The sequence below is a fragment of the Streptomyces sp. NPDC091272 genome (assembly GCF_044757485.1).
Classification (GTDB): Bacteria; Actinomycetota; Actinomycetes; order Streptomycetales; family Streptomycetaceae; genus Streptomyces.
This window is the reverse complement of sequence record NZ_JBIVVC010000002.1, coordinates 941,817-956,251: the sequence shown is the minus strand read 5'-3', so window position 1 is coordinate 956,251 and position 14,435 is coordinate 941,817. Positions and strand designations below refer to the sequence as shown.

Here is a 14,435-nt window from a genome sequence, read left to right as displayed (position 1 = left end):
GGGGGGGGGCGGGGGGGGGCCGGGGCCCCCGGGGGGGGGGGGGGGGGGGGGCCCTGTCTCCCCACCCCCCCCCCCCCCACCCCCACCTACCTGCCCGCTGCCCTCAGCGCCGGTCCAGGAGGGCGAACAGGCTCTCCCAGCGGCTCACCACGCGGTCCGTCGAGTAGCGCTGGATGTTCACCCTGGCGCGCTCGCCCATCTGGTCGCGGAGCTCGTCGTCGGCCAGCAACTTCCGTATCTGGAGGGCCAGTTCCCGGGTGTTTCCGGGCGAGGCGAGCAGCCCGTCCTCGCCGTCCGTGATGATCTCGTGCACCCCGGGGGCCACGTCGAACGCGACACAGGGAACGGCGGTCGCCATCGCCTCCATCGGTGCCAGCGGGAAGCCCTCGCCACGCGAGCTCAGCACGAACAGGGAGCTCTCGCGCAGCGCGCCCGGCACGTCGCCGGTGCGGCCCATCCACTCCACCGACGACTCGATGCCCAGGTTCGCGCTCTGCTTGTGCAGGGCGCTCTCCTCCTCGCCCGCGCCGTAGACACGCAGCTTCCAGTCCGGGTGGTGCGGGGCGACCTGGGACCAGGCGTCGAGCAGCAGGTCGACGCCCTTCTCCTCGTGCAGCCTGCCGATGCTCACCACCGTCTTCGCCTCCCGGCGGGAGGGCTCCTCGGGGAAGAACGGCAGTGGGTTGGGCATGAAGCCGACGTTGTCCATCCGCTGGCGGATCCACAGGTCCGCGTCCTCGCGGGTGAGTGTCAGCATCCGGTCGACGTCCGCGTAGAACTGCTTCACCCGCCCGAACCGGGAGGACTTGCGGCAGGTCACGAAGGACTCGTGGCTCATGCCGACGACCGTCACCCTCGAGGTGTCGGCGAGCGCGACCCACTCCATGGCCCAGACCTGCGTGACGATCACCACGGCGCCCGGCCGCGCGGCCCGGAACAGCGCGGTGAGCTTCGCCGCCTGGGCACGCATCCCCGCGGCGCGGGCGGCGTGCCGGCGCTGCTCGGCGACGTTCAGCCGGCCCTTGAGTCCGCTGATGGACCCCAGGGTCGGTGGGTGCACGTCGTACAGCGTCGTCGTGCGGTACGGCAGGTCGTCGCCGAGCGGCGCGCCCCTGCCCTGTGGCGCCGGCGTGATGCCGAGCATGTGCACCCGGTGGCCGCGCGCGCTGAACAGCCGGGCCATCTGGTGGGACCAACTGGTGATGCCGCCCAGTTCGTTCACGCTGTTGGAGACGAAGAAGACGTCCCGCTCGACGGCGGCGGTGGTTTCGGTGCTCATCAACGCCTCCAGTGCGCGAAGAACTGATCGACGATGCTCTGGGCGGCGTTGCCCTGGTCGTACTCGCCGTAGCGCGCGAGGAAGTCCTTGCGGCGCGCGGCGTACTGGTCGGTCTCGCGCTCCAGCGAGTGGACCGCCTCGTGGAACTCCTCCTCGGTGCGGAACACCGGGCCCGGCGCGGTCTCGGCCAGGTCGAAGTAGGTGCCGCGGTCCTCGTTCACGTAGGCCTCGTAGTCGTACGTGAAGAAGAGCATCGGGCGGTCCAGGAGGGCGTAGTCGAACATCACGGAGGAGTAGTCCGTGACCATCGCGTCCGCGAGTTCGAGGATCGGCGAGATGTCGTGCCGCTTGGAGACGTCGATCACCCGGTCGCGCACGGTGGGCGGCAGGACGACGTGGTTGAGGTAGTGCGAGCGGACCAGCAGCACGTAGCGGTCACCGAACTCGTCGGCGAAGCGCTCCACGTCAAAGGGCAGGCGGAACTGGTTGTAACGGCCGCCCGTCCGCCGGAAGGTGGGGGCGTACAGCAGGATCTTCTTGTCCTGCGGGATCCCCAACTCGGCGGCGAGTGCGTTGCGTTCACGGGTGCCCGCGGCGAGCTCGCGCTGCCGGGCGCGCACCAGGGCGTCGTTGCGCGGGTAGCCCACCCGCAGCAGCGTCTTCTCCTGGAGGCAGAAGGCCTTGGCCAGGGTGTGCACGTCGTGCTCGGAACGGATCAGGAAGCGGTCGAACCGGTTCAGGCTCTGCTGCTGCTCCTCGCGCCTGGCGCGGGTGACGGCCTTCTGCGAGGGCAGGTCGAAGCCCATCCGCTTCAGCGCGGAACCGTGCCAGGTCTGGATGTACGTGGTCTCCGGGCGCTTCTGCAGCTTCGTCGGGAAGCTCTGGTTGTCCACCCAGAACTCGGCCTGGGCGAGCGCCTTCAGATAGGGCAGCGACCACTGGCGCACCAGGGTGGCGTCCTTGGGGAAGCCCTGCGGCCGCTCGCCGCGGTAGGACCAGACGGCCTCGAACTCCAGGCCCTGCCTGCGCATCTCCTCGTAGATGGCGCGCGGGCTGTCGCTGTACTGCATGCCCATGTGGCTCTCGAAGACGACGGTGCGCTTCTTGACCGGGAGCCGGCGGTACACCTCGTGGTAGAGCCGCAGCTTGGTCTCGCCGGAGACGAGCGTCTTGCGGACCTCCTTCGCCTTGCGGTACGTCGCCTTGGCGAGGGCGCCGGGCTTCCCGTGGATGCCGCGGTCGATGTACTCCTGGACGCGCTCGCTCGACGGATTCTCGGTGACCAGGCGGAACGCGAGGTGCCCGCGGGCGGTCGAGTGCGGTTCGAGGTGGTCGGCGACCACCCGGGTCAACCGGGGCCGCACCGGCAGCGTGGCGCCGGTCAGGTCGGTGTCCCCGACGGTGAGGCGGGTGGTGGTGCGCTCGCCGTCCACGTCCAGGTGCAGCCGGACGTCCCAGACGGTGTCGACTATGCCGAGCGGGCGCAGTTGGCCCGCCAGGTCGGCGACGGCCTCCCAGTGGACCGTCTCGCCGTCGTGCCGCAGTGACGAGAGGGGGAAGGAGAACGACTGGAGGCTGCGGCGGCGCGCGCTGAACAGCAGCTCGCCCTTGAGGACGGTGTCCGCCGGGACGATCCCCAGGGGGTTGGTGATCCGGCCGGCCAGCCTGGTCCTGCCGCCCTCGCTGCTCAGCTCGGTGAGCTGGTTGCGCAGGTACATCTGCCCGACCGGCTTCTGGTGGTAGCCGAGGTCGGTGACGTCCAGGACGCTCCGGGCGAACTCGTCGTCGAGGTGTTCCTCGCACCAGTAGATCCGGCCGTCGACCTCCGCCAGCGGCGAGGAGATCTTCGCGAGGTGGGTGAGGGTGTCCACGGCGGGGATCAGCCGCTCCCAGTCACCCTTTTCGAGCAGCACGGCGCAGATGGCCTGGATGGGACGGCACAGTGAGTACGCCTCGCGGGACAGCGTCCTCAAGTAGCCCCGGGAGAGCTCGGCGAACTCCCGGCGGTAGGCGTCGTCCCGGAACGGCAGGTCCCGCAGGTGCAGCACCAGGTCGTGCTTGAGGAACTTGACGTCCTTGGCGAGCTTCATCTCGGTCAGCCCGTGCTGTTCCAGCAGGGCGTCGATGCGCCGGTGGACCTCCAGGCGGTGGATGTAGTTCGTCATCTCGTGCCGGCTGTTGGTCACGGACTTCGCCGCGGCGCGCTCGTGCACGTGCCAGAAGTAGACCTGGTTGGGGATGAGGGTGATGCGTCCGGCGGCCAGGTAGGCCTCCGCGATGAACATCAGGTCCTCGTAGAACATCCCCTTGGGGAAGCGGAGTTCGTTGTCCAGGAGGAAGTCGCGCCGGTAGCACTTGTTCGTGGACAGGGTGTCCCACACGAACAGGTCGGGCAGCTCGGTGACGGACTCCAGGGTCCGGGTCGTCGAGTAGAGCCACGAGTACCACTCGTCGCGCTTCTGGTTCCGGGTGTCCTTGTGCAGCCGTACGCACAGCCCCGACACGATGTCGGACCGGGTCTCCTCGGCCGCCTCGAACAGGTTGGTGCAGGCGTTGAGTTCGAGGACGTCGTCGCTGTCGAGGAACATCACGTAGCGGCCGACGGCCCGCTGGATGCCCTCGTTGCGGGGTTCGCCGCCGGCCCCGCTGTTCTCCGGCAGCTGGAAGGCGCGGACCTTGCCCGGGTGGGCCGCGGCCAACTCCTGCGCGACGGCGAAGGAGCGGTCCGTACTGCAGTCGTCGACGATCACGACCTCGACGCTCTTGAGCGTCTGGTCCAGCACGGACTGAACCGCGGCCGGCAGCCGGACGGCATCGTTGTAGACGATGACGACCACGGATATGTCCGGTTCGGATATCTCCGGCACGGTGGCTTTCGCCCTTCCCCTCGATGAACAAGAGCCACAAAGGTATCTCCCTACTCTTCACATTGCGGCCACAGGTATGACTAGGGTGATCAACAATGCGCCAAATGTGCCCGCTGGGTGCCTGCTTGACGGGGGAAACATGTACACAACGGACACATTTTTGAGTGACCCGCCGAACTGCGGTTGCGAAATAGATGACTTCTACGACTCCACCGCGCACGACCTGGACTGCTTCGGTCACGCGGGACCGAGCGAGCTGACCGCGCGGGAGCTCACAGACCGCTGACCGCGTCGAGGTCCGACTGCCAGTAGGAGACGCGGAGCGAGCTGTCGATGTGGACGCCGCCGGCGGGCAGGGCGACCGGGGCGAAGCCGTCCAGGTTGTGGTGCTGGGCGTCGTAGAAGCCGAGGGAGAGCGACTTCGCGGTGTACCCGGGGTCGGGGGTGCCTTCGGGCGAGGAGAGTTTCACGGCTGCGTATCCGCTCTCGCCGGGGTTGAGGCTGACGACGGCCTGCGGCTGGGTGTCCTCCATCGTCGGCGGTACGGACTGGGCGCCCTCGAAGCGGAGGACCGGCGCGTAGTAGAGGTCGCAGAGCTTCTGGCCCTTGTTGGTGGCCGTCAGGATCATCGTGTTGAGCGGCCGGGTCACCACCTGGGCGGTCACCGTGACGGTGGACGCGTCGCAGCGGGCGCGACGGACGCGGGTGGCTTTCGTGGCTGAGGCGGTGGAGGCGGTGGAGGGTGCGGAGGCGGCCGAGGGTGCGGACGTGGCTGAGGTGGCGGGCGTGGGCGAGATGGCCGACGTGGGCGAGGTGGGCGACGTGGCGGGCAGGGCGGAAGTCGGTGCGGCTCCCGCGTCCTTGGTGCCTTCGCCGTTGTCGCAGGCGGTCAGCGAGAGCGTCGTGGCGAGAGCCACCGCGGAGAGGGCGAACAGGCGGGTGCGGCGGGCGGTGCGTACGGACACGGGATTCTCGTTTCGTCGTGGCGTGCTTTGATGCCCGGAGCCTGTACGACGGTCCGTCCCGGCCACCACAGTTGACGGCGAGCCAGGGACGCTGGAACGTTCGCACCGGCTTCGACCTGCGGTGATGCGGTGTTCCTGGAACGCCGGGATGGGATGGATACCGGTGTCCGAAACTGGCGCGGCTGCCGAACTCGCGCAGGCACTGCGCGCGCTGAAGGACCGTTCGGGGCTCAGTTACGGAGTGCTCGCCAAGCGGCTGCACATGAGTGCGTCAACGCTGCACCGGTACTGCAACGGGGACGCCGTACCGACGGAATTCGCCCCCGTGGAACGGCTGGCCAGGCTGTGCAGGGCCACGCCCGAAGAGATGGTGCGGGCACACCGGCTGTGGATCCTGGCGGACGCGGCCCGCGGCAAGAAGGGGCCGGAGCCGGGCCTGCAACCGGAGCCGGGCCTGCAACCGGAGCCGGGCTTGCAACCGGAGCCGGGCTTGGAACCCGGGCCGGGCCCGCAACCGCAGCCCGGGGCCGCGCAGTTGCCCCTGTTCCGGGAAGCGGCCCCGAGCGGCAGGCGGCGGCGTCACGTTCTCGTCGGTGGCGTCGCCGCCCTTGCGGTAGCCGCGTCCGCCCTGCTCGCCGTCCAGTTGCTGGGCGCCGGCGGGCCGGGCGAGGGGGCGGGCAGCCGCGCGGCGGGCGCCGTCGCCTCCCGCGCGCCGAGCGGCGGCGGCAGCGCCGCTGCGCCCTTCTCGGCCGCGGTCCGGCCCTTCGTCTACGAGTCCCCGTGCGGCCGGCACTTCCTGGTCGACAGCCCGCCCCGGAAGGTCGCCCCGCCGCCCGGCGAGCAGGAGGCACCGGGTTGGGTCGCCTCGCAGGGCGCGGTCTCCGCCGACGAACAGCTCGTAGCCCTCACGCTCCAGGGCAGCACCGAGGACACCGTGGTGCTGGAGGCGCTGCACGTACGCGTCGTGCGCACCGGCGCACCCCTGCCCTGGAACCTCTACACCGGCACCTCCGCCTGCGGGGGCGGCGTCGAGACCAGGTCCTTCGCCGTGGACCTGGACGCCGACCGTCCGGCCGTCACCCCGCAGACCGGGCAGCGGGACTTCCCGTACAAGATCAGCGAGAAGGATCCCGAGGTCTTCTACCTCAGGGCGAGGGCCGCCGCCCACGACGTGACCTGGTACCTGGAGCTGGAGTGGTCCAGCGGTGGCCGAAGCGGTGTCCAGGTCGTCGACGACCACGGAAGGCCGTTCCGCACGAGCGGCTCGGCGGGGCGGCCGGAGTACGGGTACCCGCTGGGCTCCGCCGCCTGGCAGCGGACGCTGGACGACGGGGGCGGGGAACAGTACCCCTGAAAGGCCCGAGGGCCGGGTCCTGAGGGGCCCGCCCCCAGGATCCGGCCCTCCCTGGGGCCCGGCAGGATCAGAGCCGCTCAGGCGTCCGGATGCCCAGCAGCGCCATCGCCCGGTGGATCGTGCGGGCCGTCAGGTCGCAGAGGAAGAGCCGGTTCTCGGCGACCTCCTGGGCGGGGGCCGGCTTGATCACCGGGCACTCGGAGTAGAACGTGGTGAACAGGGACGACAGCTGGTAGACGTACGCCGCCAGCTTGTGCGGCTCGGCGGCGGCCGCGGCCTCGGACACGACCTCGCCGAACTGGTCCAGGTGCAGGCCCAGCACCCGCTCCGCGGGGGCCAGCGGCAGCTCCGGGTGTGCCACCGGGCCGCGCTCGCCCGCGTCGCGCAGGATGGAGCGGGCCCGCGCGTACGCGTACTGGCTGTAGACGCTGGTGTCGCCGTTGAGCGACACCATCTGGTCGAGGTCGAACTTGTAGTCGCGGGCGGCGGAGGTGGAGAGGTCGGCGTACTTCACGGCGCCGATGCCGATGTCCGCGCCGTTCTTGACGATCTCCTCCTCGGAGAGAGCGACCTTCGCGTTGTTCTTCTCGCGAACGACCGTGGTGGCCCGCTCGACGGCCTCGTCGAGGAGGTCGATCAGCCGGACCGTCTCGCCCTCACGGGTCTTGAACGGCTTGCCGTCCTTGCCGAGCACCGTGCCGAAGCCCAGGAAGTGCGCCGTGACGTCGTCGGTCAGCCAGCCTGCCCGCCTGGCCGTCTCGAAGACCATCTTGAAGTGCAGCGACTGCCGGACGTCCACCACGTACAGCAGGGTGCTCGCCTTGAGGTCGCCGATCCGGTTGCGGATCGCGGAGAGGTCGGTGGCCGCGTACCCGTAACCGCCGTTGGACTTCTTGACGATGAGCGGGGTCGGATTGCCGTCCGGGCCCAGCACGTCGTCGAAGAAGACGCACAGCGCGCCCTCGGAGCGGACCGCGACGCCCGACTCCTCCAGGATCCGGCAGGTCTCTTCGAGCATGTCGTTGTAGCCGGACTCACCGACGATGTCCGCGTCGGCGATCTGCATGTCCAGCTTGTCGAAGACCGAGAAGAAGTAGATCTTCGACTCGTCGACGAACCGCTGCCACAGGGCCCGGGACTCCGGGTCGCCGGCCTGGAGCTGCACCACCCGGCCACGGGCCCGCGCCTTGAACTCCTCGTCGGAGTCGAAGAGCACCCGCGACGCCTTGTAGATCCGGTTCAGGGTGGACATCGCCTCCTCGCCGTCGACCTGGTCGGAGCCGGTGCGGTCCAGCTCGCCCGGGTGCTCCACCAGGTACTGGATGAGCATGCCGAACTGGGTGCCCCAGTCGCCGATGTGGTGGCGCCGGACGACCTTCTCGCCGGTGAACTCCAGCAGCTCCACCATGGCCGCGCCGATCACCGCCGACCGCAGGTGGCCGACGTGCATCTCCTTGGCGACGTTCGGCTGGGCGTAGTCGACGACCGTCGTGCCGGCGTTCTCGTTGTACGGAACACCCAGCCGGTCGTCCGCGGCCCGCGCCGCCAGCGTCTCGACGATGGCGCGGTCGGCGACGGTGATGTTGAGGAAGCCGGGGCCGGACACCTCGATGCCCTGGAGGACCGTGTCGTCCGCCGGGAGCTGCGCGACGACGGTGGCCGCCAGGTCGCGAGGGTTCGCCTTCGCCTTCTTGGCGAGGGCGAGGATCCCGTTGGCCTGGAAGTCGGCCCGGTCGCTCCGGCGCAGCAGCGGGTCGGCAGGGGCGGCCTCCGGCAGGGCAGCCGAGAGCGCGTCCGCGAGCCGCTGGTTGACGGTCGAGGCGAGGGAAGGGACCGAGGCCATGGGGTGCCGTTCCTGTTGGGGATGGAGGTGTGTGTCCTCCGAGTATTTCACGCAGCTCCCGGGGCCAGGGTGCAACCTAAATCGTGAGGCCGCCGTCTGCCTGTCTGGGAGAATGGCGTACGCCAGCTTTGAAGGAATGGCTTTCAAGGAACCCGGAGAAACAAGGACGTGCCGACCGTGGCTCAGAGCAGCACCCCCGAGACCGACTGGGTCTCCCGTTTCGCGGACGATGTCATCGCCGAGTCGGAGCGACGTGCGCCTGGCAAACCGGTCGTCGTCGCGTCCGGGCTCTCGCCCTCCGGCCCGATCCACCTCGGCAACCTCCGCGAGGTCATGACCCCGCACCTGGTCGCCGACGAGATCCGCCGCCGCGGGTACCAGGTCCGCCACCTCATCTCCTGGGACGACTACGACCGCTACCGCAAGGTGCCGAACGGCGTCCCCGGCATCGACTCCTCCTGGGCCGAGCACATCGGCAAGCCGCTGACCTCCGTCCCGGCCCCGGCCGGCTCCGCGTACCCGAACTGGGCCGAGCACTTCAAGGCCCCCATGGTCGAGGCGCTCGCCGAGCTGGGCGTGGAGTTCGACGGCATCAGCCAGACCGAGCAGTACACCGCGGGCACCTACCGCGAGCAGGTGCTGCACGCGATGCGGCACCGCGCGGACATCGACGCCGTGCTGGACCGCTACCGGACCAAGAAGGACCCGGCGGCCGGGGCGAAGAACCCCAAGCAGCAGAAGCCGGTCGACGAGGCCGAGCTGGAGGCGGCGGAGGGCTCCGGCGCCGCGTCCGAGGACGACGGCACGAGCGGTGGCGCGTACTACCCGTACAAGCCCTACTGCGGGCAGTGCGAGCGTGACCTCACCACGGTGACCGCGTACGACGACGAGTCGACCGAGCTGACGTACACCTGCGTGTGCGGCTTCTCCGAGACCGTCCACCTCGACGAGTTCAACCGCGGCAAGCTGGTCTGGAAGGTCGACTGGCCGATGCGCTGGGCGTACGAGGGCGTGATCTTCGAGCCCAGCGGCGTCGACCACTCCTCGCCGGGGTCGTCCTTCGTGGTCGGCGGCCAGATCGTGCGTGAGGTCTTCGACGGCGTCCAGCCCATCGGCCCGATGTACGCCTTCGTCGGCATCAGCGGCATGGCGAAGATGTCGTCGTCGAAGGGTGGCGTGCCGACCGCGGGTGACGCGCTCAAGATCATGGAAGCACCGCTGCTGCGCTGGCTGTACGCGCGCAGGAGGCCCAACCAGTCGTTCAAGATCGCCTTCGACCAGGAGATCCAGCGGCTCTACGACGAGTGGGACAAGCTGTCCTCGAAGGTCGCGGACGGGTCCGTGCTGCCGGCCGACGCGGCCGCCCACTCCCGTGCGGTCGGCACGGCCGCCGGCGAGCTGCCGCGCACGCCGCGCCCGCTGTCGTACCGGACGCTGGCCTCCGTCGCCGACATCACGGCCGGCGCCGAGGACCAGACGCTGCGGATCCTCAGCGAGCTGGACCCCGCGGACCCGATCTCCTCGCTCGACGAGGTACGGCCGAGGCTCGACCGGGCGGAGTCGTGGATCTCCGCGTACGTGCCGGCCGAGCAGCGGACGCTGGTGCGGTCGGAGCCGGACGCAGAGACGCTCGGCGCGCTGGGCGACGAGGACCGGGAGTCGCTGCGGCTCCTGGTCGAGGGCCTCGACTCGCACTGGTCCCTGGACGGGCTGACGACGCTCGTCTACGGCGTCCCGAAGATCCAGGCGGGACTGCCGGCGGACGCGAAGCCGACGCCGGAGCTGAAGGTGGCGCAGCGAACGTTCTTCGCGCTGCTGTACCAGCTCCTGGTCGGCCGCGACACGGGCCCGCGGCTGCCCACGCTGCTGCTGGCGGTGGGGGCGGAGAGGGTGCGGGGACTGCTGGGGGCGTAGCTCTTCGCCTCGCGGAGGCGGGACGGGGACCTTTCGGGAGCGCCGTGGCTGGGCGGCGCCTAGCCACGGCGCTCCCGCGCGTCTCTACCTACGCCCGGGGGGCTCCTCCTGGGGGCGCGGGGAACTGCGCGATCAGCCACGACGCGCCCGTACGTCTCACACCCACCGCCCGGGGGGCACCTCCTAGGGGCGCGGGGAACTGCGCGACCAGCCACGACGCGCCCGCGCGAACGAAAAGTCGCGAGAGGGGGCACGCGAAGGGGTGCGCTCCGCGCGAGGGGCCGCCCCCTTGCCCACCCGTCCCGCCCCCGGGGGGCCGCTGCCCAAGCGGGCCGGCGGCGGGAAGCGGGCCGGGGACTGCGACTTTCGGTGGAGTGGGGGGTGGCTGGGCTCGCCCGTGGGCAGGACGCGGGGTGAAGGTGACGTGACTCATGCTGAGGGCATGAAGAACGAAATCGTCCTCACCGTCGGCTGGGTCCTCGGCATCCAGGGGGTTCTCGGTTTCGTCGGCCGCACCTGGTTCGACAAGGACTGGGGCCTGCTGACCCTGTGGTTCGACCCGCCCAGCGCCCTCTACATCGCCATGGCCGTCGTCGGCGGCGCGCTCGCCGTCCTGGGCGAGACGGCCAAGAAGCGCGTCAGGGCCAGGACCTACTGACCGGGGCCCCGCCCACAAGTCTCACAATTCTCACAAGTCTCAGGCGATGTACTCGTCCAGCTCCAGCTGGAACCGTTCCTCGTACCGCTTCGTGTACATCTCCAGCTCCTCCACGGGCAGCTGCTGCCCGTACAGGTCCTCCAGGTACGAACCGAACTGCAACGGCGTCGGGAACGCGCCGTTGGCCCCCGCACACTTGCGGAACGCGTCGTAGTACGCGTCGTCGTCCAGGACGAAGTCGGCGTCGGCGCCCTCGGCCGAGGTGAAGTCCGGCCCGAACTCGGCGTCGTAGTCCGGGTGGTAGCCCCCCAGGGGGCGGCTGCGGCCGGGGCCGGAGGGCACCATCACCTGGTGGTCCTCGTACTGCTCGGGGCCGCCGTACGGAGCCTGCTCGCCACCCTGTGTCTGCGCGGGCACCTGGTGCTGCCCCGGTCCGGCCGGGGCGGCGAACCACGGACTCGGGTGCTGCTGCGGCTGCTCGGCGGGAGCGGGGGCGGGCACTGTGGCGGGCGCCGTGCCCGGGATTCCGGCTGCGGCTGCCGTTGCGGCTTCGGCCTCGGCCTCGTGTCCGGCATCGGACGCGGGTACGGACGCGGGTACGGACGCGGGCGCGGGTGCGGACACCGTCTCGGGATTCTGCTTGTGCAGATTCGTCCGTGCCGGGTGGTCCGTCCCGGGGTCCTGGACGCCGGTAGCCGCGGTCTGTGTCTCGTGCGGCCCGTTCGGCGGCCCGGACGTGGTCTGGCCGAGGTCCTCGGGGGCCGGGGATATCGGGCCCCGGTCGTCCGTGCCGTCACCTCCCGCAGCCGCCGGCAGCGCAGGGGCGGTCGCGGTCGCCGGCGCCGGCGGCAGCAGCATCGGCTCGATGCCCGCCGCCGCGAGACCCGCCGCGGCGGTGTCCGCGATCGGGATCCCGTACTTCGCCAGCCGCAGCGGCATCAGCGCCTCGACCGGCGCCTTCCGCTTCCACGAGCGGCCGAACCTGGCCTGCAACCGGGACTGGTAGATCAGCCGGTCCTGCTCCAGCTTGATGACCTGCTCGTAGCTGCGCAGCTCCCACAGCTTCATCCGCCGCCACAGCCGGAAAGTCGGCAGCGGCGAGAGCAGCCAGCGGGTGAGGCGCACGCCCTCCATGTGCTTGTCCGCGGTGATGTCCGCGATCCGGCCCACCGCGTGCCGGGCCGCCTCGACGGAGACCACGAACAGGATCGGGATGACGGCGTGCATGCCCACGCCCAGCGGGTCCGGCCAGGAGGCCGCACCGTTGAACGCGATCGTCGCCGCCGTCAGCAGCCACGCCGTCTGCCGCAGCAGCGGGAACGGGATCCGCATCCAGGTCAGCAGCAGGTCCAGCGCCAGCAGCACGCAGATGCCCGCGTCGATGCCGACCGGGAACACGTACGAGAAGCTGCCGAAGCCCTTCTCCAGGGCCAGCTCGCGCACCGCCGCGTAGGAACCCGCGAAACCGATGCCCGCGATGATCACCGCACCGGCGACCACCACACCGATCAGTACCCGGTGCGTGCGTGTCAACTGCATCGCGGCCACCCGCGATCCCCTCCCGTACGTCCAAACCCGGCGGAGCCTGCCCGGCGGGCCTCAGCCTGGCACACGCGTGCGGGGGCCCGGCCCTCGGATGGGGAACGAACCCCCGCAAACCCAACTGAACCGGGCCCAGTTGTGGTCAAGTCGTTGACTACCTGCCCCCGACGCGTGCCCCCGGCGCGGCGCGTGCCCCCGGCGCGTGCCCGCGCCCGAGCCCGCGCCCGTCCCCTACTTGATTTACTTGTTCGCCGTGGCGACCGACGCCACGACCTCCTTCGCCGCCTTCTGCGCGCCCTTCATCAGGTCCGCCGCCTCGGGCGCCTTCGAGCCCGAGTAACCCGCGCCGTTGTAGTCCAGCGTCACCACGACATTGCCGGTACGGGTCACCACGACCGCGTGCTGGAAGTCCGTGCCCGACTCGCGCGCCTTGTACGAGGTCATCGACGCCTGGTCACCGATCCCGCTCACGGGATTGGTCCTGGCGTCCTTCGCCCCGTCCTTGTCCTTCACCTTGGTGACCTGCTTGGCGACCTGTTCGGTGGCCCGCTTCTCACCGGTGCCCAGCGCCTGGTTCGACTCGAAGCGCTGCAGCGAGTACGTCAGGTAGTGGTACTGCGAACCCTTCACGCCCTTGTCGTCCAGGCCCTTCCAGGAGCAGCCCCGGCGGATCTCCGGGTCCGAGGACTTGTCGGCCGTGCCCGCGGCTTCCTCGGCCTCCGGTACCAGCTCCTCGATCGTGCCCTTGGCCAGCGCCTTGCACGCGTCCGGGAGCTGCGCGAACTTCGCCGGGGCCACCGTCGCGGGCGCCGAAGGCTGCTGCGTCGCCGCGGCGCCCTGGTCCTGCTTCCCGCCGTCCGCGGAACCGGAGCCGGAACCCGAACCGGAACCGGAGTCCGACGAACAGCCGGCCACGACGAGCAGTGCCGGAGCGGCGACCGCGCAGGTCAGTATGCGGGCGATACGGGGGGCTTTTCGGTACATGGTTCCTGTCGTTCCTTCACTGATCGCGTATGGCGCATTTCGTTTTTCGTCGCGCGTGGGTCACTCGCCGCTGTCGGTCACTCACTCACTCACTCGCCGTCGGAGGAGAACTGCTCGGCGAGTTTACGGGCCAGGCCCAGCGACCGGTCCTGGAGCACCTTGCTGTCCGGGACCTGACCGGTACCGCCCGGCTGCTCGCCGTACCTGACGTTCACGATCACGTTCGACGTCCGGAAGTACACCGAGACCGTGAGGTCCTGGGCGGCGCCCGACCCCGCCTTCGTCTCGTCCAGGAAGGCGGCGTCCCCGAGACCGCCGAGGGTACGCGGCTCCAGTCCGGACGCGTCGGGCTCCGGGGCGGAGGCGGAGGGCGCACCGGGAGGTGTCGCCGTGCCGGGCGAGGCCGGTGAGGTGGGGGTTGCGGACGAGGTGGGGGTGGCGGGGGGTGTGGCCGGGGGGCGCGGCTGCGGCAGGTCGGCGGCGTCCAACTTCTCCTCGTACACGGCCTGGGCGCGGTCGTCGTCACTCACCGCGGTGTCGTACGAGACGACCCGCTCGAAGTCCACACTCAGCAGATGCGTCGCGTCGGGCGACTCCGCCTTCCAGTCGCAGCCGACCCGGCGGTCCGTGTCGTACGTCACCGCGGGTTCGCCCCCGAACAGCCGCTGCCGCTGTTCGTCGGAGAGGGATTCGGCGCCGGGCAGCATGGCCTGCAGCGTGCCCTGGTCGATGATCCGGCACGGCTCGGGAAGAGTGCGGTACTTGCCGGGCTGGGCGGCGGACACGGAGGAGTCCCCGGGCTTGGCGTCGGTGGCGCCGTCCGTGCTGTCGCCGTCGGACGAACAGGCGGTGACGCCCAGGGCCAGGGCTGCCAGCAGTACGAGGCCAGGTGCGCGCCCCTTGACGTACACGGTCGGCTTTCGCAGCACGTTCCCAGGCCTCCTTCGGAGGAAAATTGTTTGCCGCCCGTAGGTGGCCGATGACCACAATGTCTATCGCACACGCCGGTGTGGATGTCGGTCGGCTGTC

The 14,435-nt window shown here is 70.4% G+C and carries 10 protein-coding genes; 3 read left to right on the top strand and 7 right to left on the bottom strand.

Going from position 1 to position 14,435, the window contains the following annotated elements; genetic code table 11:
* Nucleotides 1-103: 103 nt before the first annotated feature.
* The 3 genes from ACIQM4_RS09145 to ACIQM4_RS09135 form a co-directional block, all read right to left on the bottom strand.
* A complete protein-coding gene (locus ACIQM4_RS09145) occupies nt 104-1,279 on the bottom strand; it encodes a glycosyltransferase (protein WP_401588024.1) in 1,176 nt (391 codons plus the stop codon).
* Complete coding sequence (locus tag ACIQM4_RS09140) at nt 1,279-4,137, bottom strand: CDP-glycerol glycerophosphotransferase family protein (protein ID WP_401588271.1); 2,859 nt, start codon at nt 4,135-4,137, stop codon at nt 1,279-1,281. Before ACIQM4_RS09140 ends, ACIQM4_RS09145 begins: the two co-directional genes overlap by 1 nt.
* Before the next feature lie 281 nt (nt 4,138-4,418).
* Nucleotides 4,419-5,111, bottom strand: coding sequence for a DUF4232 domain-containing protein (locus ACIQM4_RS09135; protein ID WP_401588023.1), 693 nt, complete (start codon nt 5,109-5,111; stop codon nt 4,419-4,421).
* Between the two features lie 163 nt (nt 5,112-5,274).
* Here ACIQM4_RS09135 and ACIQM4_RS09130 point away from each other — a divergent pair, with 163 nt between their 5' ends.
* Nucleotides 5,275-6,465 carry a helix-turn-helix domain-containing protein gene (locus ACIQM4_RS09130; RefSeq protein ID WP_401588020.1) on the top strand — a complete coding sequence of 397 codons (1,191 nt, stop codon included), beginning with the start codon at nt 5,275-5,277 and terminating at the stop codon, nt 6,463-6,465.
* 67 nt (nt 6,466-6,532) lie between these two features.
* On the opposite strand, the gene argS is transcribed toward ACIQM4_RS09130, so the two are convergent.
* The gene (gene argS / locus ACIQM4_RS09125; protein ID WP_401588018.1) at nt 6,533-8,308 is read right to left on the bottom strand and encodes an arginine--tRNA ligase; all 1,776 of its coding nucleotides are present in this window, start codon (nt 8,306-8,308) and stop codon (nt 6,533-6,535) included.
* 168 nt (nt 8,309-8,476) lie between these two features.
* Between argS and lysS the strand changes: the two genes are divergently transcribed.
* Nucleotides 8,477-10,222: a lysine--tRNA ligase gene (gene lysS / locus ACIQM4_RS09120; protein ID WP_401588015.1), complete on the top strand. Its 1,746-nt coding sequence runs from the start codon at nt 8,477-8,479 to the stop codon at nt 10,220-10,222.
* Between the two features lie 442 nt (nt 10,223-10,664).
* Nucleotides 10,665-10,880 carry a hypothetical protein gene (locus ACIQM4_RS09115; RefSeq protein WP_401588013.1) on the top strand — a complete coding sequence of 72 codons (216 nt, stop codon included), beginning with the start codon at nt 10,665-10,667 and terminating at the stop codon, nt 10,878-10,880.
* 39 nt (nt 10,881-10,919) lie between these two features.
* On the opposite strand, the gene ACIQM4_RS09110 is transcribed toward ACIQM4_RS09115, so the two are convergent.
* From ACIQM4_RS09110 to ACIQM4_RS09100, 3 genes are all read right to left on the bottom strand, one after another.
* Nucleotides 10,920-12,419, bottom strand: a complete 1,500-nt coding sequence (locus ACIQM4_RS09110) for a DUF2637 domain-containing protein (RefSeq protein WP_401588010.1) — start codon at nt 12,417-12,419, stop codon at nt 10,920-10,922.
* Nucleotides 12,420-12,662: 243 nt separating this feature from the next.
* Nucleotides 12,663-13,406 carry a DUF3558 domain-containing protein gene (locus ACIQM4_RS09105; RefSeq protein ID WP_401588007.1) on the bottom strand — a complete coding sequence of 248 codons (744 nt, stop codon included), beginning with the start codon at nt 13,404-13,406 and terminating at the stop codon, nt 12,663-12,665.
* An 89-nt stretch (nt 13,407-13,495) separates the two neighbouring features.
* Nucleotides 13,496-14,335, bottom strand: a complete 840-nt coding sequence (locus tag ACIQM4_RS09100) for a DUF3558 domain-containing protein (RefSeq protein WP_401588005.1) — start codon at nt 14,333-14,335, stop codon at nt 13,496-13,498.
* Nucleotides 14,336-14,435: the final 100 nt, after the last annotated feature.

Bases quoted from the DNA above. Each gene is read 5' to 3' on its own strand.
- ACIQM4_RS09115 (WP_401588013.1), top strand. From the start codon at position 10,665: ATGAAGAACGAAATCGTCCTCACCGTCGGCTGGGTCCTCGGCATCCAG.
- ACIQM4_RS09105 (WP_401588007.1), bottom strand. From the start codon at position 13,406: ATGTACCGAAAAGCCCCCCGTATCGCCCGCATACTGACCTGCGCGGTC.
- argS (WP_401588018.1), bottom strand. From the start codon at position 8,308: ATGGCCTCGGTCCCTTCCCTCGCCTCGACCGTCAACCAGCGGCTCGCG.
- ACIQM4_RS09110 (WP_401588010.1), bottom strand. From the start codon at position 12,419: ATGCAGTTGACACGCACGCACCGGGTACTGATCGGTGTGGTGGTCGCC.
- ACIQM4_RS09145 (WP_401588024.1), bottom strand. From the start codon at position 1,279: ATGAGCACCGAAACCACCGCCGCCGTCGAGCGGGACGTCTTCTTCGTC.